The sequence below is a fragment of the Arthrobacter sp. NPDC093128 genome, assembly GCF_040683875.1.
Lineage (GTDB): Bacteria > Actinomycetota > Actinomycetes > Actinomycetales > Micrococcaceae > Arthrobacter.
Genome location: NZ_JBFBEY010000021.1, coordinates 40,062 through 61,050, shown reverse-complemented (window position 1 = coordinate 61,050; position 20,989 = coordinate 40,062). Strand labels below are relative to the sequence as shown.

The following is a 20,989-nucleotide window of genomic DNA, read 5'->3' as shown; positions in this document are numbered from 1 at the left end:
GAGAGGTTAGTGGACCGTACCGGCGGACAGCTTGATGTCCGTCGTCGTAGCCAGGGCAGTACGGACGACGACGGCGAGCGCCTCCGCCATCACGGCCGCGGGCAGCGACGGGGTACCGCCGCCCTTGGGCACCTGCCGGGTCTCATACGGGACATGAATGAAGCCGCCCCGCGTTGCCGGGGCGCCGATTCCGGTGCTCAATGAGTGCATCAGTGCGTAGAAGATGTGGTTGCAGACATAGGTGCCGGCGGTCTGGGAAACCTCGGCCGGGATGCCGGCGGTTCGAAGCGCCTCCAGCGCCGCCTTCACTGGCAGTGAGCTGAAATAGGCGGCCGGGCCGCCGGCGACCACTTCCTCGTCCACAGGGCGGTTTCCGGCGTTGTCCGGAATGCGGGCGTCGTCGCAATTAATGGCGACCCGCTCCAGGGAGATCCGCGGCCGCCCGCCGGCCTGGCCGACGCAGATCACGAGCTCCGGGTTGTAGCGCCGCAGTACGTCCTCCAGCACTGTGATGGACTGCCCGAACACACACGGCAGCTCCACAGCAGCGACGGCGTGGCCCTCCCCCTGCAGGATTCCGGACGCCGCCTCCGCGGCGGTCCAGGACGGGTTGGTGGTTTCGCCGCCGAACGGTTCGAACCCGGTCAGGAGAATCATGGCCCCAGCGTAGCAACAGCGACGCCGCGCGGGTGTCAGGGCCTTGACTTCTATTCGAACATACCTTCGAATGGTAACCATGAGATGGGACGCACAAGCACTCCGCCCGGCGACTGCAGGCAACACCGCAGGCAACGCATCAGCAGCCGCCCCAGCCGTTGACGCGTTGCTGCCGCTGGCCGGACTTGTGCGTTCCGTCTCAACCCCCGAATTCGCCGGGGTCACTTTCCATGAGGTCACCGCCAAATCGGTGCTCAACAAAGTGGCTGCCGGTTCCCGCATGCCCTTCGAATGGACCGTCAATCCCTATCGCGGCTGCAGCCACGCCTGCGTCTATTGTTTTGCCCGCAAGAGCCACACCTACCTGGACTTTGATGCCGGCCTGGATTTCGACAGCCAGGTGGTGGTCAAGATCAACGCTGCCGAAGTCCTGCGGAAGGAACTTGCCAAGCCTTCCTGGGGCCATCATCACGTTGCCCTGGGCACCAACACGGATCCTTACCAGCGCGCCGAGGGCCGGTATCAGCTGATGCCGGGCATCATCAGCGCGCTTGCCGATTCAGGAACGCCGCTGTCCATCCTCACCAAGGGGACCCTGCTGGCCAGGGACCTCCCGCTGCTGAAGCACGCCGCTGCGCAGGTGCCGGTCGGGATAGGGATTTCGCTGGCCATGACTGACGAACAGTTGGCCGAGGCAGTCGAGCCCGGCACTCCTGGACCCAGGGCGCGGCTCAAGCTGGTCTCGAGGCTGCGCGAAGCCGGCTTGCCGTGCGGCGTCATGGCCATGCCCATCCTGCCCTGGCTCTCCGACAGCGACGAAGCACTGGACTCGCTCTTTGGCTCACTCGCCGCGGCAGGTGCTACGGGTGTTACGGCCGGAGCCCTGTACCTGAAGCCCGGGACGCGCGAATGGTTTATGCAATGGATCGCTGCCCGCCACCCCGAACTGGCAGGCCGTTACCGCCGGCTGTACGGCACAGGGTCCTACGCGTCCAAGGAGTACCGCGAATGGCTGGCGGGGCGGATCCGCTATTTCAAGGCCCGGCATGGCTTTTCCGGTTCGCACGGCTTCAGTCACCGCGATCTGGCCCAGGACCCCCGGGAAGAGGAAGCACAGTATCCCGCCGGCAGCATGCCCGAAGCGGGAACCGGCCCGGGGAGGACAACGGGCCTCCGGGGCATCGCAGCAAACGCCGGCACGGGCGGGCATGCCTCCAGCGAGGATTCCGCCCAGCCCACGCTGTTCTGACCCTGACCCAGAAGCCCGCAGGCAGCCGCCCGTGGAGCGCATGCGGCTTAGACGCACCGGCTCCGGGCCTGCCACTGGCAGGACCGGAGCCGCGGTGCGTGGCCAGTGCTACGCCGGTTACTGAAGGCGGCCCATCCGAATTTATTCCGCTGAAACGGGGTTCAGCACTCAGATAATTTCACGATTCCAGTGGAAGCCGCTCTGAACCGGTAACGGCGGCCAGCAGGGCCCGGACAATCGGGAAGTCCGCCGGTATCCACGGCAGGGTGAGAGCTTCCTCACGTTCCGCCAGGCTGATCCAGCGCAGTTCGTCGTGGTCTTCCAGCGGGCGGGGTTCGCCGTCCGCAATCTCGGCAAACCAGACCCGCATTGAGGCCTTGGCATTGAGCGGCCAGCCGGCGGCGGATTCCGCCAGCAATTCAGGGCCCAGCCGGACGCCGATGCCCAGCTCTTCGCGGAGTTCGCGGTGCAGGGCGTCTTCCGCGGATTCGAGCGGCTCCACCTTCCCGCCCGGGAACTCCCACATCCCGGCGAACTGAGGCGGCGCCGTCCGGCGCGCCACCAGGAGCCTGGCAGGGGCACTCAGCGAATCCACAACCGCTCCGCCAACAACATTGATGAGTCCAGTCACCGCAACAGTCTATGGGGGACAATGGTTGAGGCCGATTCCACCGCCGTTCCCCAAAATGGCCGCCACACCGGAATACGGACCACTCCCCCATCGTTGCAGTAATCAGATTTATTCAGTCGCGCCTCAGCCACTACTTATGCTTCCCGCACCGCGGGAACGGTGACCGCCTGAAGCAGACCCGCCAGAACCGGAACTTTCGAAGAGCAGGCCAATGACCTCCACGCCCACCCTCAGCCCCGCCAAGCCAAAGGCAGGAGCCCAACACCTTGCCCTGGCCATCGTGTCCCTTGCGATGGGCGGTTTCGGCATCGGCGTCACGGAATTCACCATGATGGGACTGCTCAAGGAGGTGGAGCAGGGGCTGAACATCGGCACCCCGGAAGCCGGCCACCTCATCTCTGCCTACGCCCTCGGCGTTGTCATCGGGGCGCCCCTCCTTGCGGCCGTCGGCGCCAAGCTTCCCCGCAAGCACCTCGCGCTGGGTCTCATGCTGTTCTTCAGCCTGGCCAACCTCACGTCGTACGTCGCTCCGGATTACGGCACCATGCTGCTGTCCCGGTTCGCGGCCGGCCTGCCGCACGGAGCATTCTTCGGCGTGGCGGCCGTGATCGCTGCGTCGCTGGTCGCGCCGACCAAGCGCGGTTGGGCGATCTCCATGGTCATGGCCGGGCTGACGATCTCGAACGTCATCGGCGTTCCGTTCGCCACGTGGCTGGGCCAGGCCTTTGGCTGGCGCCTGCTCTTTGTCCTGGTGGGCGTAATCGGGCTGGTCACGCTGGGGATGCTCTGGAAGTTTGTCCCGTTCCAGGCAGCCCACCCTGACGCCAGCATCCGTCGGGAACTTGGCGCCCTGAAGCGGCTGCAGGTCTGGCTCGCCATCCTCATCGGCATCGTGGGCTTCGGCGGCTTCTTCGCCACCTACACGTACATTGCGCACACCATGACCTCCGTGGCGGGCATCCCGGCCGCCTGGCTGCCGCTTGTCGTTGCGCTGTACGGCCTGGGCATGGTGGCGGGAAACATCGTTGGCGGACGCATCGCGGACAAGTCCGTCATGGGCACAATCTATTGGGTCCTGCCCGGTATCGCGGTCGCGCTGGTCGTCTATGCGGTGGCGGTCCACTGGCCATGGTCCGCCTTTGTGATGGTGTTTGTGGTCGGCGGGGCAGGCTCCCTCCTGGTCCCGGCCCTGCAGACCCGCCTGCTGGACGCCTCCCCCGATGCCCCGTCCCTGGCATCCTCGCTCAACCACGCGGCCCTGAACGTGGCGAACGCCCTCGGCGCCTTCCTGGGCGGCCTGGTCATCGCGTGGGGTTGGGGCTATGTTGCGCCTGCACTCGTGGGGGCGATCCTGGCCATCCTGGGCCTCGCCGTTGCCCTCCTCAGCGGCCTGCTGGAACGCAAAAGGCCGCTGGTCTCCTAGCCTTTCCTAGCAGGTTCGGTCCAGCGGCCTTCGGCGGGCGTGGCAGGCCGGCGGGTTGGATCAGACGTGCGCGCGTTCCACGTCGGGTTCAAGGTAGATGACCCGCGCAATGGGCACAGCCTCCCGGATGCGGCTTTCGGCGTCGTCGATAACCTTGGCGATCTCCGCGCCGGTGGCGGCGGCGCCGACACTGATCTTGGCCGCAACCAGCAGTTCTTCCGGGCCAAGATGCATGGTCTTCAGGTGGATGATCCTGGTTCCGTCGGCCTCGAGGGCGCCGCTGATCCTGGCGGAGTCAGCTTTCGTGGCGGATTCTCCGAGCAGCAGCGACTTGGTCTCCAGGGCCAGCACGATGGCGATGGCCACCAGCAGGAAGCCGATCATCGCGGTGCCAAGGGCGTCCCAGATACCGTTACCGGTAATCAGGGTCAGGCTTACGCCGAACAGTGCGAACACCAGGCCCAGCAGGGCACCGAGGTCCTCGAGCAGGATGACGGGCAGTTCGGGCTGCTTGGCGTTGCGGATGAAGTGCACCCAGTTCTGCTTGCCGCGCACGTGGTTTGACTCGATGATCGCCGTCCGGAACGAGAACGATTCGGCGACGATTGCCCCGATCAGCACAGCCAGGGGAACCCACCAGAAATCGCCTTCGATGGCGTGGGGGTGCTGAATCTTCTCCCAGGCCTCGTACAGAGCAAACAGGCCGCCCACGCTGAACAGCACAATCGAGACGATGAACGCGTAAATGTACCGTTCGCGTCCGTAGCCAAAGGGGTGTTCGGGGCTCGCGGCACGCTTGGCGCGTTTGCCGCCCACCAGCAGGAGGATCTGGTTGCCGGAGTCGGCGACGGAGTGGATGGCCTCAGCCAGCATTGACGACGACAGCGTCAGGAAAAAAGCGACGAACTTCAGTACAGCGATGGTCAGGTTTGCAGCCAGAGCCGCGACGATCGCCTTGGTACCGCCATTTGCAGCCAAGTGAGCTTCACCTCTTCGGGGATTGCCGGAAAATTTGCACGTGCGATCACCGCACAACGCTGATGCCCGCAATGAATACCGTACCCGCCAGCCGCGACCGGACACACCACGCGTCACGGCGGATGACACCAAAAACAATGAAACTAAGCCTGCTGACAAGGGAACACACCGTGTGTTAGCTTGAAGCCATAATCGGGACCCGTAGCGAGTTCCGACGAATATGTAGGAGGAGACATGGGCTTTCTTGGCTGGATCATTCTCGGACTCATTGTAGGAGCAATCGTCAAGGCAATCATGCCTGGTTCGGTCGGCGGCGGCTGGGTCACCAGCCTCGTGCTTGGTGTCGTCGGCGCCATCGTCGGCGGCTGGATCGGCGACCTTCTGTTCGGCGGCGGCAGGATGGAATTCTGGAACCTCGGTTCCTGGCTTCTCGCCATCGTCGGCGGCCTCGTCGTAGCCGGCATCTACGGCTTCATCACCGGCCGGGGCAGGGCGAACAGGACCACCCCATAACTACACCCACCACCGCATCAGGCACTGAAGTGCCGGTGTGATGATTACGACGGCGGGGGCCCACCGAAAGGTGGGCCCCCGCTTTTGCGTCGTGGGTGTGCCTGCTGGTCAGCTGCGCTTTTGCGACCGGGCGCTGGCGTAGAGGCACACCGTGGCGGCGGTGCCGAGGTTCAGGCTCTCCGCTTTACCGTAGACGGGAACGGCCACCCGGTGGTCGGCCAGCGCGATTTCCTCCTCGGACAGGCCCTGGGCCTCGTTGCCGAAGAGCCACGCTGTGGGCTTCTCCAGCGCATAGATCGATTCCGCCGCGGAGTCCCCCAGACGGCGGGCGGCGTTCTCGTCCTGGAGGCGGTCCAGGTTCACCTGGCCTTGGCCGTCCGCAGCGAGGACCCCGATCCCCCGTTCCTTGCACCGGGCCACCACCTCGGCCGCGTCGGCGCCAAGGACGATCGGCAGATGAAAGAGGGATCCCGCCGTCGAGCGGACAGCCTTGGGGTTGTAGACGTCCACGCTGGACGCGGTCAGGACGACGGCGTCGGCGCCGGCGGCATCGGCCGCGCGTAGCACGGTTCCTGCATTACCGGGGTCGCGGACCTGGCACAGGACGGCAACCAGCTGCGGACCGGCGTCGAGTACCTGCTCAAGGCTCACGTCCAGGAAACCGCAGACCGCGAGAATGCCCTGCGGGGTGACTGTGTCCGCCATAGCGGCGAGCACTTCGTCGGTGGCGAGGTAGGCGGTGGTGCCCTCCGCGAGTGTCTCCAGGTCCGGGTGCCGGTCCAGGCAGGACTCGCTCGCGTAGACCTCATAGACGATGCCGGGCTCCCCCGCAGCAATCCGCTTCTGATGCAGCGTCAGGGCCTCGCGGACCGCCTGCGGACCCTCCGCCAGGAACTCGCGGCGCTTTAAACGGGCCGGGCGCCCGGCAAGTTGTGCCACCTTCCTCACCCGATCAGCTCGGGGGTTGGAAAGTGGAAAGTCTTGCGGGCGCCCGGTTTCGTTCATATAAGAACCTTAGTTGCTTTGGCAGCCGGTTCTTGAACGGGGATGTTACTCGGCAGCCTCGTCAGCAGCCGGCTTCTTAGCAGCCTTGGCCTTGGGGGCCTTTTCAGCGGGAGCTTCCTCTGCCTTGGCGGCCTTGGCGGCCTTAGCCTTCGGAGCCTTAGCCTTCGGGGCGGCTTCGGCAGCGACGGCCGGAGCGGAGGTGTCAGCAGGCAGCGAGTCCTTGGCAATCTGCACCAGGGCGGCAAATGCGTTGGCGTCAGAGACGGCCAGTTCTGCCAGCATGCGGCGGTCAACCTCGACCTCAGCGGCCTTCAGGCCCTGGATCAGGCGGTTGTAGGTCAGGCCATTGGCGCGCGATGCAGCGTTGATGCGCTGGATCCACAGGCGGCGGAAGTCGCCCTTCTTCTTTTTGCGGTCACCGTAGCTGTACACAAACGAGTGCAGCAGCTGCTCTTTCGCCTTGCGGTACAGGCGTGAACGCTGTCCACGGTAGCCCTTTGCGCGTTCAAGGATAACCCGGCGCTTCTTGTGGGCGTTTACCGCCCTCTTCACACGTGCCACGTGCGTACTCCTTCAGAATTCTGATCCCAAGCGACTACTGCCGGAACAACCGGCTGGCCTGAGAAGCCTTTTTGGTAGTTGACTGCTGCCAGGTGGCTAACAGTCAGAGAACTTGGAACTTAGATGCCGAGCATCTTCCGGATGACCTTGGCGTCGCCCTTGAAGACGATCTTGTCGCCGGCGAGGCGACGGGTCAGCCTGGAGGACTTGTGCTCGAGGTAGTGGCGGCGGTTGGCCTGCTGGCGGCGCAGCTTGCCGCTGCCGGTCAGCTTGAAGCGCTTCTTAGCACCACTGTGGGTCTTCATCTTCGGCATGGGAACCGATCTCCTTACGTATCCGCAGACATGTCTGCAGTCTTTCGTGCAGCCACCCCTGCGGGCGGCGTGCTGGTTGCTTGCTGCGCGAAGGCACTTCGCGCAGCTTTGAACTAGTTGGTCTTCTTGCTGCCCGGCTTGGGAGCGGCCAGCCGTGCTGCAGGCTTGGGCGCTGCGGGCCGTGCTACCGGCTTGGGCGGCGGCGCGGGAACTCCGGCAGGCTTCGGCGCCACAGGGGCAGCCGCAGCAGGCCGCGGCGCTTCAGGCGCCGTGGCCACAACCGGCTTGCTGACTGCTGGACGCGGTGCTTCTGCAGCCTTGGGGGCTTCGCGTTTCGGCGCTGCCTGCTTCGCTACCTTGGGAGCTTCCTGCTTGGGAGCTTCCTGCTTGGGCGCTTCCTCGGCCGGAGCTTCCTGCTTCGGAGCCTCCTTGGCCGGGGCTTCGGCTTCCGGTGCCGCTTCAACAGGCGCCTCAGGTGCTTCAGACTGTGCCGGAGCTTCGATTTCCGGCTCCGTGGTGATGGCGAAACCTTCCGGAAGAAGGTCAGCCAGCGACTGCGTCAGCGGTGCCTGGTCGTCGCCGGAGACATCAATGCGGCCGCCGCCCGTAGCTTTCGCTTCGTTCTGGGCCTTTGCTTCAGCGCGCTGCGTCGCACGGCGTGCTTCGGCCTTGGCCTCAGCCTTGTTCTTCAGCGGTCCTACAACCATGACCATGTTACGGCCGTCGATGCGGGGGCTGGACTCCACAACTCCCACTTCGGCGACGTCGTCGGCGAAGCGCTGGAGCAGGCGGATGCCCATTTCCGGACGCTGCTGCTCGCGGCCACGGAACTGGATCATGGCCTTGACCTTGTCCCCGGCGCCGAGGAAGCGGAGGGCGTGGCCGCGCTTCGTCTCGTAGTCGTGGGTGTCGATCTTCAGCCGGAAGCGGATTTCCTTCAGAACCGTGTTGGTCTGGTTCTTCCGGGCCTCGCGTGCCTTGACGGCGGCTTCGTACTTGTACTTGCCGAAGTCCATCAGCTTGCACACCGGAGGCTTGGCCTGCGGTGCAACTTCAACGAGATCAAGGTCGGACTCGGCAGCCAAACGCAGGGCGTCCTCAATACGGACAATTCCTACTTGTTCGCCTGCAGGGCCGACCAGCCGCACCTCGGGGACGCGGATACGCTCATTGATTCTTGGCTCGCTAATGTTAGAACTCCTGTGGTTGAGGTGAGTATTCCACCGACAAAATAGAGAAGGCCCCCAATTGCCGGAGCAATCGAAGGCCTCGAAGATCGGATGTACAACGCCTCCGGGGAGGCTGTACGCGTTCCACCCGGCTGACGCCGCCGTGGAATGCCCGACCAGGTACCCGGCAACCTTGCTCCCGCGGGAATTGCTTCCTGGGAAAACGGCTGACGCGGGTGGGAGAGAACTCCGCTTGCAAACTGAAAATCAATTCTACAGAAGAACCACGAAAGCTGCACATTCGCAGCCACGAGTTTCACATAGCAAAATAACGACATTCAGTCGGTCTGTGACAAGCTTACCAGTATGAGCACTTCAGACAGTAATTCACACGTTTTCGAGCCCTCCACCGGCCAGGGAGGCGGCCAGGAACAGGTGTCGCAGCAGATCCGCGATATCTCCGAAGTTCCCGCCATCGAGGTCATCACCACCGCCGCTGTGCACCTCATGAGCGCCTCGGCCGTCAAGCTCGGGCTCGCCGCCGAGGAGAACGCCGAAGAGCTTAAAGACCTGGATGAGGCCCGCAAGCTGATCACGGCTCTGGCCGGACTCGTTACCGCTGCCGCCCCGGAGATCGGTTCCCAGCACGCCGGTCCGTTGCGCGACGGACTCCGTTCCCTGCAGCTTGCGTTCCGGGAGGAGTCGATCATTCCGGACGCCCCGGGCAAGGGGCCGGGCGAAAAGTACACCGGGCCGGTCAACTAGGCGATCCACAGAACGCGACGGCGGGCGGACCAACGAAGGTCCGCCCGCCGTCGTTGTTTCAGGCCGTTTCCGGTCAGCCGTCAGGCGGCCATCCGGCGGCGGCGCAGATGCTGCAGCACCAGGCCCAGGAGGCAGAGGACGACGCCGGCGGTACCCACCGAGACAAACCCGGCGGAGGGCCCGATGCCGTCGATGAACACGCCTGCCAGCGGAGCACCCAATGCAACTCCCGCAGTGAGCGCGGACCCGTACCAGCCCATGGCCTCGCCGCGGCGGCTCTCCTCCACGAGGTCGGCCACCTTTTCCGAGGCGGAGGACAGGACTGGTGCGCACAGCAGCCCCGGAAGCAGCGAAAGAAGGCACAGCGTCAGGGTGTCCTGGGCGAAGCCCATCGGGATGGTCAGGGCAGCCATTCCGAGCAGCAGGAGAATCGGCGAAACGGGCCGGTGCATGGCGCCATAGAGCACCCCTCCAACGACGGAGGCCGCACACCAGAAGATAAACACCAGGCCGATCTCCGCCTGATGCCCGCCGGTCTCCAACGCAGCGACAATGCCCACGTCCGTGCCGCTGAGCACCATCCCGGCCCCGGCCGCCACGGCAAAGACCGCGGCCACCGCTGCGGTGAACCAGGCAAAGTTGTGGGCCACCTTGTCCCGCAGCCCCGAACGCCGGAGCCCGCCGGCCGCCATCGGCGCGAGTTCCGCCGCAGCTTCCTGCAGATGCGCCGGAGCCGCTGCGACCACGGCCACTTCGGCGCCTTCCTGCTGGTCCGCTTCGTAGTCAGCATCCGCCGCCGCACTGCGGGTGGGAGGGTTGAACCACATCAGGAAGAGTCCGGCCACTGAGGTGGACACGCCAACCACCGTCAGCCCGATGACCGAGTGGCCGGTGGTGGCCACAATCGCGCCGGCGGCGGGGCCGATCATAAAGACCAGTTCGGTGGTGATTGCGTCCAAGGCGAATGCCGTCCGCCGCTGATCGCCGCCAACCAGGACGCCAAGGGACTGGCGCACCACGCTGAAGATGGGCAGCGTGAGGAGTCCCCCGACGAACACCAATGCCAGCAGCCATTCGTACGGCACGTGCGGCACCACGGACCAGATGACGGCTTCGGAGATCACCGAAGGAATCAGAGCCCTTCGAAGGCCCACTGTGTCAACCCGGCGTCCGCGCCACGGCGCGCCCACGGCGATGCCGATGGTCATGACGGCTGCCGCTGCGCCGGCGGCGGCATATCCCTCACCCAGGGTGAGGACGATGTGCAATGTCAGCAGCACGCCCGCCGCGGAGTGCGGTATGCGGGCTATCATTCCCACGATCAACAGCCGCCGCACAGGCTTGATCGCCAGGAGCTCTTTGTAGAGAGCGAAATTCACGGGTTACGTCCTTCATCCTGCCTGCGGCAAGTCCGGGAGGTGTCCCCCTTACCGCCAGCTACTCTGCTGCGCGCTGCAACTTTACCTCGATCGAGTCAACGCGCTCGGCGAACACCGCATTCCGGGACCAGTCGGAGTTCAGTCCCGCCACTATTGACTGGACACCGGCAGCGTCGAGTCCGTCTTCCAGGTAAAGCACCACCCTGAGCTCAGGCCCCGGGCCGCCGCCGGGGACGACGGCCCCGCCGGCTGTGGCCGAGGCAACGCCGCCGCCCGGTTCGAGTTCGACACGCCTTACCGGCGGATAGCCCGCCGTTGCCTCGCCCATGGCAAGAGCCAGCTCGGGATCCGCATAGGACGGCAGCCATTCGCGTTGCTGGGCGAGGGCCCAGACGGCCGGCCGGCGGACAACGAACGTGTACTCCGAGCCGGGGTCCAGGACCAGGAGTTCCGCACCTTCGGCCACGGCGGACAGCGCCGCTCTCGCGGCATAGACTGCCACCGGCCGGGCTTCCGGGTGCCACGATTCCAATGCCGCCGCCGACGTGAACACCGGCATCGCCGTCCGGCCGTCCGGTGCCTTGAGCGTCACGAGCGCCATATCCGCCTGTTTGTCACCGTGCAGGGTCTCACCGTGCGGGCTGTCACCGTGCGGCCCTGCCGCGGCTTCGCCTTCCTCGGCAAGCTGGGCAACGATGGGAACGAAGACCCGGGCCGCGGCCAACGATGCGACCACGGCGGCTTCGTCGCCTGCCGCCGAGCGAAGAGCCGCAACCGCGGCGAGGTACCCGGCGTCGGCCGTACCATCGTCGTCCTGGAAGTTGTGGATCTTAGCGTCGTCACCGGCGAGGCTGCGGCCCGCCCAGGGCTGTCCGGCGGAGTCCGTGGCGCCGCCGGAACCTGCAAGCGCAGCGGCGATGTGGCCCGGAAGCTCGCGGGATGCCCGCGGCGCAGCCTTCGACGGTGCGCCGGCAAGGTCCCCGGTCGGAGATTCCTGGCCGGCCGGGCTGCCGCCGGCAGGCAATGAGGGTCGCTGGTCCATGGTGGCTGCCTGCCTAGCGGCGGCCTGCTACGTCCAGCGCTTCCGGCAGCGTAAATGCCCCGGCGTACAGCGCCTTGCCCACGATGGCGCCTTCGACGCCCAGCGGGACGAGGGATCGCAGGACCTTGAGGTCGTCAAGGCTGGAGATGCCGCCGGAGGCCACGACCGGTTTGCCGGTCTTCTCCACCATCTGGCGGAGCAGTTCAACGTTGGGCCCCTGAAGGGTGCCGTCCTTGGTGACGTCGGTGACCACGTAGCGTGCGCACCCGGCTTCTTCGAGCCGGGCCAGCACGTCCCACAGGTCGCCGCCTTCCTTGGTCCAGCCGCGGCCCGCCAGGGTGGTTCCACGCACGTCGAGGCCGACGGCGATCCTGTCGCCAAAGCGGTCGATGGCGCGCGCCGTCCACTCCGGGTTCTCCAGGGCGGCAGTACCCAGGTTCACCCGGGCAACACCCAGGTCCAGGGCCTTCTCCAGTGACTCGTCATCGCGCAGGCCACCGGAGAGCTCCACCTTGATGTCCAGCCGGCCCACGACTTCGCGGAGCAGGTCGGCGTTCGAGCCGCGGCCAAAGGCTGCGTCCAGGTCCACCAGATGCACCCACTCGGCGCCCTGTTCCTGCCAGTTCAGCGCAGCTTCCAGCGGGGTGCCGTAGCTCGTTTCGCTGCCGGCCTCGCCCTGGACCAGGCGGACCGCCTGGCCGTTCACGACGTCGACGGCGGGGAGCAGTTCGAGTACGGGCAGCGGCGTTTCGGTGGTCATCTTCGGGTCCTCAGGTTGTAGTGAAAGCTGCGTTTGTGGAGCAGTGCGGGCCGGGCTAGTTCGGCTGCAGGGTGAGCAGGGAGGCGGCCAGCAGCGCCATTCCGGCCAGAACGTAGAAAACGATCTGGGTCCAGAGCGGCTTGCGCTGCTGCCGGAAGGACAGAGCTCCGCCGACCAGGAGGCCGGCGAGGGCCATCAGGACAATCGACCACATCTAGGCGGCCGGTCCGGTGGCGGCAGCGGCTGTTGGCGTGGCTGTCTGCGCGGCGTGGCCAGGGCTGCGGCGCAGGCCGTTGACCCAGTTGCGGAGCAGCCGGGCACCGGCGTCGCCGGATTTTTCGGGGTGGAACTGGGTGGCGCACAACGGCCCGTTTTCCACGGCGGCGACGAACGGGGCGCCGTGCTCGGACCAGGTGACGAGCGGCGCTGCCATGCGGGGCTGGATGACATCGAAGTCCCAGTGCTGCACGCCGTAGGAGTGCACGAAGTAGAAGCGCTCGTTTTCGACGCCGTCGAACAGTTTGGAGCCTTCCGGCACCGTGACCGTGTTCCAGCCCATGTGGGGAACCACTTCGGCAGGCAGCAGTTCCACCTTTCCGGGCCACTCCCCCATGCCTTCAGCTTCGGTGCCGTGCTCCACTCCGGCTTCGAACAGCACCTGGAGGCCCACGCAGATGCCAAGGACCGGGCGGCCGCCGGCGACGCGCCGGCCGATCATCCGGATGGCGTCCACGGCCTTCAGTTCGCGCATGACCGTCTCGAAGGCTCCGACGCCGGGGACCAGCAGTCCGTCAGCATTCAGGACGTCCTCCGGCTTGGCACTGAGGATGACCTCGGCACCTGCACGCTCAAGGGCACGGACCGCTGAGCGGACGTTGCCGGAACCGTAATCCAGCACGGTGACGGTGGGTTTTCCTTCCGGAGACGCAGGCTTCGCGCTCCCCGCAGGATCCAGGATGGCCCCATCCTGGAGGACCGGGCCGGTCACAGCGCACCCTTGGTGGAGGGGATGCCTTCAACCCGGGGATCCGGCTCCACGGCCGCCCGCAGCGCACGGGCGAAGGCCTTGAACTGCGCCTCGACGATGTGGTGCGGGTCCCGGCCGGCGATGACGTTCATGTGCAGGCAGATGCCGGCGTGCAGGGTGATGGCCTCGAAGACGTGGCGGGTCAGGGAACCCGTGAAGTGTCCGCCGATCAGGTGGTATTCCTGCCCCGCGGGCTCGCCGCCGTGCACGAGGTAGGGTCGCCCGGAGACGTCAACCACGGCGTGGGCCAGGGCTTCGTCGAGGGGAACCGTGGCTTCGCCGAAACGGCGGATCCCGGCCTTGTTGCCCAGGGCGGTGCGGAGTACCTCGCCAAACGTGATGGCAACGTCCTCCACCGTGTGGTGGACGTCGATGTGGGTGTCACCGGTCGCCTTGACGGTCATGTCGATGAGCGAGTGCTTGCACAGGGCAGTCAGCATGTGGTCGTAGAACGGAACCGAGGTGCTGATGTCCGAAACGCCCGTGCCGTCAAGGTTGATCTCGACCAGCACGGACGATTCGCTCGTGGCACGCTCCATGCGTGCGGTCCGGGCCTCGGCAGCAATGGATCCGGTGGTGCTCATGTGTTGTGTCCTTTAGATGAAGGAGAAGTGTTGTCTGGGTGCCGGCTTGGGAGAACCGGGAGCCCTGGTGACGTGGGTCTGATTCCAGTTTAGGCCGGGACGCTGGGCTGCCTGGTCAGGATCAGTTCGAGGGCTTCCAGGAACGCTGTGGTTTCCGTCTCAGTTCCCGCGGTGACGCGCAAGTGGCCCGGGATCCCCACATCCCGGATCAGGACCCCGGCGTCCAGCAGACCCTGCCAGACCTCGTGCGGGTTTTCCAGCCCGCCGAAGAAGACGTAGTTGGAATCTGACGCGGCGGGCTTAAGGCCCATTCGCGTCAGCTCCGTGACGATCCGGTCGCGCTGCAGTTTGATGTCCTCGACGTCGGCCATGAGGGCTTCGCGGTGGGTCAGTGCGGCCAGGGCCGTGGCCTGGGTGATGGCGGACAGGTGGTACGGCAGCCGCACCAGACGCAGGGCGTCAGTAACTTCGGGGGCGGCCGCCATGTAGCCCAGCCGCGCTCCGGCGAGGGCAAAGGCCTTGCTCATGGTGCGGGACACGATCAGGCGCTCACGGCCCGGAAGGAGCGCCAGCGCGCTGGGCGTGCCGTCGTGGGCGAACTCGTGGTACGCCTCATCAACGATCACAACCGTCTGGCTGGCCTCGCCGGCGGCATAGACGGCCTCGACCACATCCAGTCCCAGGCCAGTGCCGGTGGGATTGTTGGGCGAGCACAGGAAGACAACATTGGGCTGAAGTTCCCTGACCTGCCGGGCCGCCGATTCGGCGCTGAGGCCGTAGTCGTCCGCCCGCTGGCCGACGATGTATTCCGTGTCCGTTCCGCTCGCCAGGAGCGGGTACATGGAGTACGTGGGAGGGAACCCAAGGGCTGTGCGGCCCGGCCCGCCGAAAGCCTGCAGAATCTGCTGAAGCACTTCGTTGGACCCGTTGGCGGCCCAGATGTTCTCCGCTCCCAGGCCGTGCCCGAGGTACTCGGCGAGGCGCTCACGGAGTTCGGTGAACTCACGGTCCGGATAGCGGTTCAGTCCCGCAGCAGCTGCCGTCACGGCCTCGGAGATGGCCGCGAGGACATCCGCCGGAACACCATGGGTGTTCTCGTTGACGTTGAGCAGGATGGGAACGTCCAGCTGCGGCGCCCCATACGGGGTGAGGCCCCGCAGGTTGGTCCGGAGGGGAAGTCGGTTCAGTCGCTCTAGCTGGTCAGTCACTTCAACAGTTTAAGTGAGGGTGGCCGGGCCACTGAAACTGTGACGCCTGCCGGCCCGCCCGGGCCGCTGTTCTACTTCGACGGGACGAAGATCTGCTGGCCCGGCATGACCTTGCCGCCGTCGAGGTTGTTGAGCTGGACGATGTCAGCCACCACGTCGCGGGGATCACGCTCCGGTGCCACGGTGCCGGCAATTCCCCAGAGGGACTCCCCGGGCTGGACTGTGACAGACACTGTTGGAGTCAGCGACAGCTCGGACACGGAATCCGCGGCCTTGGCCGGGGAGTTGAGGAAGCCGGCCAGTGAAATGAGCACCACCGACAGCAGAATCAGCGGTAGGCCCACCAGGACGATGCGGCCCCGGCGGGTCAGGCGGAGCGGCGGCTGGGCGGACCTGGCCTTCCCTGAAGGACGGTCCTCCCAGTTGAAGCCCTGCATTCCGGAGCCGTGATCTACCCGGCTGGTGGAACGCTGGTCTTTCGAACGCTGCTGACCCGAAACCTGAATAGCGCGTATTGCTGACATGAACTGAGCCCTCCTGGACCTGACTGTGCCGCCCGGCATGTTCCCAAAGATGCCATCCGCCCGTTCCGGCCTTCGAACATGGAACTCTTCGAACATAGAACCGAATGGGGCTTGCGACTAGAACACATATTCGAACTTTGCTGTTTCTGTTCTAGCACTTATTAACGAACATTGTCGAGACTCACTAGAACAAATGTTTGAAAAACGTGTGCGGCTGACCTACGTTTGAGCTACAGAACAACCGCTTCTGCAGTTGATCAGCAGGGTCTGACATTTTCAGGCCGGAAGTTCCCGGCAGCTGCAGCCACGGAGGCCGGGTGGAACGAAAGGCGTTGGCGAACATGGCAGCACAAGCCACCGGCGGCAGGGCTACGCAGCGGAGCCAGCAGTCACCAGCGAAGCCCAAGGGCCTCACGGTGCGGCAGAAGAAGATTCTGGAAACCATCCAGCGGTCCGTCAACGACAACGGCTATCCGCCGTCCATGCGTGAAATCGGCGACACCGTGGGCCTGGCCAGCCTCTCCAGCGTCACCCACCAGCTCTCACAGCTCGAGAAGCTGGGCTACCTCCGGCGCGACCCCAAGCGTCCGCGCGCCATGGAAGTGCTCATGCCGCTGACCCTGGACGAGGGAACCGCCAAGATCTCCGGCGTGGAGAAGCCTGCCCGGCTGCGCACCATTGGCGGCTTGTCCGTTTCCGAACTGGCCACGGCAACGGATACGGCAATGGTCCCCCTGGTGGGCCGGATTGCGGCAGGCGGCCCCATCCTGGCAGACCAGATGGTCGAGGACGTCATGCCCCTGCCGCGGCAGCTCGTCGGCCACGGCGAGCTTTTTATGCTGAAGGTGTCCGGCGACTCCATGATCGACGCGGCCATCTGCGACGGCGACTGGGTGGTGGTCCGCCGCCAGAGTGATGCCGTGAACGGCGACATTGTGGCCGCCCTGCTCGATGATGAAGCCACCGTCAAGACATTCCGCCAGCGCGACGGCCACACCTGGCTGCTCCCGCAGAACACGCAGTACGAGCCCATCCTCGGCGATCACGCCAACATCATGGGCAAGGTCGTTTCGGTTCTCCGCTCGCTGTAGCCGCGCTCCCGCGTCAGCCGGCAGCCCGGCCTACGCGGGGGCCTTCGCCAGCCGGCTCAGGGCCGCCACCGCGATCGCAGGATCAGTGGTCGGCCAGAACGGCGGCAGGGCGGCCCTTAGGAACCCCCCGTAGCGTTCCGTGGACAGCCGGGAGTCAAGGACAGCCACCACGCCTTTATCGCCCGTAGAACGGATCAGGCGGCCTGCCCCCTGGGCAAGCCGGATGGCTGCATGCGTGGCAGACACCGACATAAAACCGTTGCCGCCCGCCTGGGCCACCGCCCTGGAGCGCGCCGTCATAAGGGGGTCATCCGGCCTGGGGAACGGGATCCGGTCGATGACCACCAGCCTGCACGAACCGCCGGGAACATCGACGCCCTGCCAAAGTGACATGGTGCCGAAAAGGCACGTGTCCGGTTCGTCGGCGAACTGGCGCACCAGGGCGGTCATGGTTGAGTCGCCCTGGCAGAGGATGCTGACATCCAGGCGCGGCCGCATGGCCTCGGCTGCGTCCTCCGCCGCCCGGCGCGACGAAAAGAGGCACAATGCCCCGCCGCCCGAGGCCCGGATCAGTTTCTCGAGCTCGTCCAGCGCTTCGGGCGACGTTCCCCGTCCGGGTTTCGGCAGGTGGCTGGCAACATAGAGGATGCCCTGCTTGGGGTAATCGAACGGCGATCCGACGTCCACACCGGTCCAGCTGGGCGCCCCGGGCCCCACCAGCCCGAGCCCTCCCGCGGCCGGCTCGAAGGCCGATCCGATCGCGAGTGTGGCCGACGTGAGGACCACTGTGTGGCCTGCGAAAAGCCCGTCGCGCAGCTTCCCGGCAACACTCAGGGGGGCGATGTTGATCAGGGCCGGTGCGGCGTCGTCCGGCTGCGAGTAGCCCTGCTGCGGGTCAAACGTGCTGGCACGCGAGAACCAGACCACCTCGCGGTTTTCCCGGGCGGCAATCAGGCGTTCGCAAAGCTCGAGGATGACCATCAGGCGTGACCGCGCCAGCTGGCGCCCGCCGTCGGCCGTGTTGGCGCTGTCCCCTTTGGAGTCGGAAAGGGCCGCGCGGCAGGCTTCCCGCAGCTGGTCCACACAGTCGAGCTGTTCGTCGTTGAGGCCGTTGGGCAGAAGGCCGCTCGGAACTCCGGCGATGGCCACCTCCAGGTTCGCGGCTGCGTTGTTGAGCGCATCAACCGTGATGCCGGTGTTTTTGCGCGCGCCCGAAGCGGCGGCGTGGACCATGGCCACGGACAGCTGGCCGGAGACTGCCCCCGTCACCCTGTCCTGCAGCTCGTGGGCCTCGTCAACCACCACGACGTCGTACTCCGGCAGCACGGCGAGCCCTTCGAAGGCACTGACGGCCAGCATGGCGTGATTGGTGACCACCACGTCGGCGTCGGCCGCGTTCTGCCGGGCCAGTTCGCTGAAGCACTCGGCGGCCATGGGGCATTTCTGTGCTCCCAGGCATTCCATCGACGTCACGGACACCTGCCGCCAGGCCCGGTCCGTCACACCGGGCATCAGCTCGTCACGGTCCCCCGAGGCCGTCTTCTCCGCCCACTCGCGGAGCCGGACCACTTCCTTGCCAAGCTGCGACGCAGGGCCGCCCAAGGAAGCGGCAAAGTGCGGAACGCTGGTGTCCTCACCCAACGAGAAAAGCTGTCCCTCGGACGGCTCCTCGGAGGGGAATCCGCCTTCGAGCTTGTGCCGGCAGACGTAGTTGGACCTGCCCTTGACGAGCGCCACCTTGACCGGACGGTCAAGGGCGGGCGTGATGGTTTCCAGCAGCCTGGGAAGGTCCCTGCCCACGATCTGGGTCTGCAGGGCAAGGGTGGCCGTGGAGACGAGCGTGGGTTTGTCGCTGACCAGTGAATGGGCGATCAACGGAATGAGGTACGCCAGGGACTTTCCGGTGCCAGTTCCGGCCTGGACCAGCAGGTGGTCGCCGCTGTCGATAGCGCGCGCCACCTGCCGGGCCATCTCGTGCTGGCCGCTGCGGCTCTGTCCGCCCATACCGGAAACCGCCCGGTCGAGCAGTTCGATGACGAACTGCTCGCCGGCGGAACCGCTTGTTTCTCCGGCCCCGGGATCAGACATTGCTGATGAAGGATTCCAGTTCAGCGGCGAGGCCTTCGCGCACCATGACGAGGGCACGCGTGCCCTCCTCCTCATGGTCCAAGCGAAGGATTTCGGCGTCCGTTTCGTGGAGTTTGCTGAGCAGGTCCCCGCGATTGTAAGGAATCAGCAATTCCATCTTGACGCTCGGCCGGGGGATGGCCTCACTGATCGCCTTTAGCAGTTCAGCGATCCCCTGCCCGGTCCGTGCGGACACCACCACATGGCGCGGTTCGCGCTGCTTCAGCCGTTCCACCACGAACGGATCCGCGGCATCAGCCTTGTTCAGCACGATGATTTCCGGGACCTTGCGCGCGTCCACTTCGCTGAACACGGCGCGGACCGCGGCGATCTGGCCCTCCGGATCGGGGTGCGAGACGTCCACGACGTGCAGGATGAGGTCCGCATCAGCCACTTCCTCCAGGGTGGACCGGAAGGCTTCCACCAGCTGCGTGGGAAGGGACCGGACGAAGCCCACGGTGTCGGCCAGGGTGTAGCCCAGGCCGTCAGCCGTTTCCGCCTTGCGGACGGTTGGATCCAGCGTCGCGAACAGGGCGTTCTCCACCAGGACACCGGCGTCGGTCAGCCGGTTCAGGAGCGACGACTTTCCGGCGTTCGTGTACCCGGCGATGGCAACGGACGGGACGGAATTACGACGGCGGTTGGCCCGCTTGGTCTCCCGCGCCGGCTTCATGGCGGCGATTTCACGCCGCAGCTTCGCCATCCGGGTGCGGATCCGCCGCCGGTCCAGTTCGATCTTTGTTTCACCGGGACCACGGGAGCCCATACCGGCACCCGCGCCGCCCACCTGGCCACCGGCCTGCCGGGACATTGATTCGCCCCAGCCCCGCAGGCGCGGGAGCAGGTACTCGAGCTGCGCCAGCTCCACCTGCGCCTTGCCTTCGCGGCTCTTGGCGTGCTGGGCGAAGATGTCCAGGATCAGGGCCGTGCGGTCGATGACCTTGACCTTCACGATGTCTTCAAGTCCGCGCCGCTGTGAGGGTGCCAGCTCGGCATCCACCACCACGGTGTCGGCACCCGTGGACATCACGATGTCTTTGAGTTCCAGGGCCTTGCCGGAACCCAGGAACGTGCCGGGGTCGGGCTTCGCGCGGCGCTGGACAATGCCGTCAAGCACTTCCGAGCCTGCTGTCTCCGCGAGTGCGGCAAGTTCACGCAGTGAGTTTTCGGCGTCCGCCAGGGTTCCCTCGGACCAGAGACCGGCCAGGACCACCCGTTCAAGGCGCAGCTGCCGGTATTCAACCTCGGTGACGTCCTCGAGCTCGGTGGACAGGCCTGCCGTACGGCGCAGGGCCCGGCGTTCTTCAAGGTCCTGCTGGTCCCCGTCGAAGATGCTGTGTTCGCTGTCCTGGCGGGAAATCGCCTGCGCCGACCCCAAAACTCCCCGCGGATCTTCCGGGTCGGATTTGGCGGAACGGGCCGGGACATCCTTGGACAGAATCCGGTCGATGACAGCCTGGATTTCCTCAGGACTCATGTCCTGTGAGGCTGAATCTGATCCGGTGTTGGGCTGGTTGGTCATGTTCTCCTTTGAAGATTCGACACCTTCAGAATAATGCTGATTACTTGTCTGCGGGGCGGTATTCGCGCTGGGCTGACGACTATTGGTCATTCGGGCTCCTGGGATGCCGGCGGGCTGCGGCGCAGCGGGCGGCGGTATGGGCGGTGGCGAGGCGGCCTGCCTGGCAGGCGCCGTTGCGCAGGATGCGGTGGCGTCGGTGACACCGGAATGGTCAGCGGACGGTCTTCCACACGGAGCGGCGTTCCCCACGGGGAAGTTCACGCGCGCCGTCCGGATGACGGGATTCCGATGGCAGGTCAGATGATCAGCATTGCTGTACTCCAAGTAGTTCGGGCAGCACGTCCGGCCGGAGGATCACGGCAGAACGGTGCACTGAGCGGAAGGTGATTACCTGCGTCGCTGCGGGACGGGCCAGGGCCCGTGCCGGCTACTCAAAGATAAAGAACATGAATTCAAGATT

Annotated in this window: 22 protein-coding genes; 5 read left to right on the top strand and 17 right to left on the bottom strand. The window is 65.8% G+C overall.

Annotated features, from left to right (window positions below; all coding sequences use genetic code 11):
• Positions 1-6: 6 nt before the first annotated feature.
• Positions 7-657, bottom strand: a complete 651-nt coding sequence (gene pcp, locus AB0N24_RS21590) for a pyroglutamyl-peptidase I (RefSeq protein ID WP_364128827.1) — start codon at positions 655-657, stop codon at positions 7-9.
• Between the two features lie 79 nt (positions 658-736).
• On the opposite strand from pcp, the gene AB0N24_RS21585 reads away from it, so the two are divergent.
• On the top strand, positions 737-1,906 hold the full coding sequence (locus AB0N24_RS21585) for an Rv2578c family radical SAM protein (RefSeq protein WP_364128825.1): 1,170 nt from the start codon (positions 737-739) through the stop codon (positions 1,904-1,906).
• 178 nt (positions 1,907-2,084) lie between these two features.
• Here AB0N24_RS21585 and AB0N24_RS21580 read toward each other — a convergent pair whose 3' ends face one another.
• On the bottom strand, positions 2,085-2,537 hold the full coding sequence (locus tag AB0N24_RS21580) for a (deoxy)nucleoside triphosphate pyrophosphohydrolase (RefSeq protein ID WP_364128824.1): 453 nt from the start codon (positions 2,535-2,537) through the stop codon (positions 2,085-2,087).
• A 211-nt stretch (positions 2,538-2,748) separates the two neighbouring features.
• Between AB0N24_RS21580 and AB0N24_RS21575 the strand changes: the two genes are divergently transcribed.
• Entirely contained in the window at positions 2,749-3,960 is a 1,212-nt protein-coding gene (locus AB0N24_RS21575) for an MFS transporter (RefSeq protein ID WP_364128822.1), read from the top strand.
• Positions 3,961-4,020: 60 nt separating this feature from the next.
• Here AB0N24_RS21575 and AB0N24_RS21570 read toward each other — a convergent pair whose 3' ends face one another.
• Positions 4,021-4,938, bottom strand: coding sequence for a cation diffusion facilitator family transporter (locus AB0N24_RS21570; protein WP_364128820.1), 918 nt, complete (start codon positions 4,936-4,938; stop codon positions 4,021-4,023).
• 234 nt (positions 4,939-5,172) lie between these two features.
• Between AB0N24_RS21570 and AB0N24_RS21565 the strand changes: the two genes are divergently transcribed.
• On the top strand, positions 5,173-5,451 hold the full coding sequence (locus tag AB0N24_RS21565) for a GlsB/YeaQ/YmgE family stress response membrane protein (protein ID WP_309977963.1): 279 nt from the start codon (positions 5,173-5,175) through the stop codon (positions 5,449-5,451).
• A gap of 108 nt (positions 5,452-5,559) precedes the next feature.
• On the opposite strand, the gene AB0N24_RS21560 is transcribed toward AB0N24_RS21565, so the two are convergent.
• The 4 genes from AB0N24_RS21560 to infC all read right to left on the bottom strand — a co-directional run bounded on the left by AB0N24_RS21560 (position 5,560) and on the right by infC (position 8,506).
• Positions 5,560-6,456 carry an RNA methyltransferase gene (locus tag AB0N24_RS21560; RefSeq protein WP_364128816.1) on the bottom strand — a complete coding sequence of 299 codons (897 nt, stop codon included), beginning with the start codon at positions 6,454-6,456 and terminating at the stop codon, positions 5,560-5,562.
• A 45-nt stretch (positions 6,457-6,501) separates the two neighbouring features.
• Positions 6,502-7,017 (bottom strand): 50S ribosomal protein L20, encoded by a 516-nt coding sequence (gene rplT, locus AB0N24_RS21555; protein ID WP_214953203.1) that lies wholly within the window; start codon positions 7,015-7,017, stop codon positions 6,502-6,504.
• Positions 7,018-7,136: 119 nt separating this feature from the next.
• Positions 7,137-7,331: a 50S ribosomal protein L35 gene (rpmI, locus tag AB0N24_RS21550; RefSeq protein WP_009358635.1), complete on the bottom strand. Its 195-nt coding sequence runs from the start codon at positions 7,329-7,331 to the stop codon at positions 7,137-7,139.
• Between the two features lie 113 nt (positions 7,332-7,444).
• A complete protein-coding gene (infC, locus tag AB0N24_RS21545) occupies positions 7,445-8,506 on the bottom strand; it encodes a translation initiation factor IF-3 (RefSeq protein ID WP_364128896.1) in 1,062 nt (353 codons plus the stop codon).
• A gap of 360 nt (positions 8,507-8,866) precedes the next feature.
• Between infC and AB0N24_RS21540 the strand changes: the two genes are divergently transcribed.
• Entirely contained in the window at positions 8,867-9,265 is a 399-nt protein-coding gene (locus AB0N24_RS21540; protein WP_104172453.1) for a DUF1844 domain-containing protein, read from the top strand.
• Positions 9,266-9,345: 80 nt separating this feature from the next.
• On the opposite strand, the gene AB0N24_RS21535 is transcribed toward AB0N24_RS21540, so the two are convergent.
• The 8 genes from AB0N24_RS21535 to AB0N24_RS21500 all read right to left on the bottom strand — a co-directional run bounded on the left by AB0N24_RS21535 (position 9,346) and on the right by AB0N24_RS21500 (position 15,702).
• Positions 9,346-10,644 (bottom strand): MFS transporter, encoded by a 1,299-nt coding sequence (locus AB0N24_RS21535; RefSeq protein WP_364128813.1) that lies wholly within the window; start codon positions 10,642-10,644, stop codon positions 9,346-9,348.
• A gap of 58 nt (positions 10,645-10,702) precedes the next feature.
• Complete coding sequence (locus AB0N24_RS21530) at positions 10,703-11,686, bottom strand: SseB family protein (RefSeq protein WP_364128810.1); 984 nt, start codon at positions 11,684-11,686, stop codon at positions 10,703-10,705.
• Between the two features lie 13 nt (positions 11,687-11,699).
• Positions 11,700-12,446 carry a bifunctional 1-(5-phosphoribosyl)-5-((5-phosphoribosylamino)methylideneamino)imidazole-4-carboxamide isomerase/phosphoribosylanthranilate isomerase PriA gene (gene priA / locus AB0N24_RS21525; protein ID WP_364128807.1) on the bottom strand — a complete coding sequence of 249 codons (747 nt, stop codon included), beginning with the start codon at positions 12,444-12,446 and terminating at the stop codon, positions 11,700-11,702.
• 55 nt (positions 12,447-12,501) lie between these two features.
• Positions 12,502-12,642, bottom strand: coding sequence for a hypothetical protein (locus AB0N24_RS21520; RefSeq protein WP_364128902.1), 141 nt, complete (start codon positions 12,640-12,642; stop codon positions 12,502-12,504).
• A gap of 18 nt (positions 12,643-12,660) precedes the next feature.
• On the bottom strand, positions 12,661-13,434 hold the full coding sequence (hisH, locus tag AB0N24_RS21515; protein WP_364128804.1) for an imidazole glycerol phosphate synthase subunit HisH: 774 nt from the start codon (positions 13,432-13,434) through the stop codon (positions 12,661-12,663).
• Positions 13,431-14,057: an imidazoleglycerol-phosphate dehydratase HisB gene (hisB, locus tag AB0N24_RS21510; RefSeq protein ID WP_364128802.1), complete on the bottom strand. Its 627-nt coding sequence runs from the start codon at positions 14,055-14,057 to the stop codon at positions 13,431-13,433. Before hisB ends, hisH begins: the two co-directional genes overlap by 4 nt.
• Positions 14,058-14,146: 89 nt before the next feature.
• Positions 14,147-15,265, bottom strand: coding sequence for a histidinol-phosphate transaminase (locus tag AB0N24_RS21505; RefSeq protein ID WP_364128799.1), 1,119 nt, complete (start codon positions 15,263-15,265; stop codon positions 14,147-14,149).
• Between the two features lie 71 nt (positions 15,266-15,336).
• Positions 15,337-15,702 (bottom strand): LysM peptidoglycan-binding domain-containing protein, encoded by a 366-nt coding sequence (locus AB0N24_RS21500; protein WP_364128893.1) that lies wholly within the window; start codon positions 15,700-15,702, stop codon positions 15,337-15,339.
• Between the two features lie 428 nt (positions 15,703-16,130).
• Here AB0N24_RS21500 and lexA point away from each other — a divergent pair, with 428 nt between their 5' ends.
• On the top strand, positions 16,131-16,880 hold the full coding sequence (lexA, locus tag AB0N24_RS21495; RefSeq protein ID WP_104172827.1) for a transcriptional repressor LexA: 750 nt from the start codon (positions 16,131-16,133) through the stop codon (positions 16,878-16,880).
• A 30-nt stretch (positions 16,881-16,910) separates the two neighbouring features.
• Here the strand turns inward: lexA and AB0N24_RS21490 are convergent, their stop codons facing one another.
• On the bottom strand, positions 16,911-18,968 hold the full coding sequence (locus tag AB0N24_RS21490; RefSeq protein ID WP_364128795.1) for an ATP-dependent DNA helicase: 2,058 nt from the start codon (positions 18,966-18,968) through the stop codon (positions 16,911-16,913).
• Positions 18,961-20,529, bottom strand: coding sequence for a GTPase HflX (gene hflX / locus AB0N24_RS21485; RefSeq protein ID WP_364128792.1), 1,569 nt, complete (start codon positions 20,527-20,529; stop codon positions 18,961-18,963). The genes AB0N24_RS21490 and hflX overlap by 8 nt, the downstream gene beginning before the upstream one ends.
• Between the last annotated feature and the right edge of the window lie 460 nt (positions 20,530-20,989).

Coding starts and splice junctions, on each gene's coding strand:
- pcp (WP_364128827.1), bottom strand. CDS start 657: ATGATTCTCCTGACCGGGTTCGAACCGTTCGGCGGCGAAACCACCAAC.
- AB0N24_RS21585 (WP_364128825.1), top strand. CDS start 737: ATGAGATGGGACGCACAAGCACTCCGCCCGGCGACTGCAGGCAACACC.
- AB0N24_RS21575 (WP_364128822.1), top strand. CDS start 2,749: ATGACCTCCACGCCCACCCTCAGCCCCGCCAAGCCAAAGGCAGGAGCC.
- AB0N24_RS21565 (WP_309977963.1), top strand. CDS start 5,173: ATGGGCTTTCTTGGCTGGATCATTCTCGGACTCATTGTAGGAGCAATC.
- AB0N24_RS21560 (WP_364128816.1), bottom strand. CDS start 6,456: ATGAACGAAACCGGGCGCCCGCAAGACTTTCCACTTTCCAACCCCCGA.
- rpmI (WP_009358635.1), bottom strand. CDS start 7,331: ATGCCGAAGATGAAGACCCACAGTGGTGCTAAGAAGCGCTTCAAGCTG.
- AB0N24_RS21540 (WP_104172453.1), top strand. CDS start 8,867: ATGAGCACTTCAGACAGTAATTCACACGTTTTCGAGCCCTCCACCGGC.
- AB0N24_RS21530 (WP_364128810.1), bottom strand. CDS start 11,686: ATGGACCAGCGACCCTCATTGCCTGCCGGCGGCAGCCCGGCCGGCCAG.
- priA (WP_364128807.1), bottom strand. CDS start 12,446: ATGACCACCGAAACGCCGCTGCCCGTACTCGAACTGCTCCCCGCCGTC.
- AB0N24_RS21520 (WP_364128902.1), bottom strand. CDS start 12,642: ATGGCCCTCGCCGGCCTCCTGGTCGGCGGAGCTCTGTCCTTCCGGCAG.
- hisB (WP_364128802.1), bottom strand. CDS start 14,057: ATGAGCACCACCGGATCCATTGCTGCCGAGGCCCGGACCGCACGCATG.
- AB0N24_RS21500 (WP_364128893.1), bottom strand. CDS start 15,702: ATGCAGGGCTTCAACTGGGAGGACCGTCCTTCAGGGAAGGCCAGGTCC.
- lexA (WP_104172827.1), top strand. CDS start 16,131: ATGGCAGCACAAGCCACCGGCGGCAGGGCTACGCAGCGGAGCCAGCAG.
- AB0N24_RS21490 (WP_364128795.1), bottom strand. CDS start 18,968: ATGTCTGATCCCGGGGCCGGAGAAACAAGCGGTTCCGCCGGCGAGCAG.
- hflX (WP_364128792.1), bottom strand. CDS start 20,529: ATGACCAACCAGCCCAACACCGGATCAGATTCAGCCTCACAGGACATG.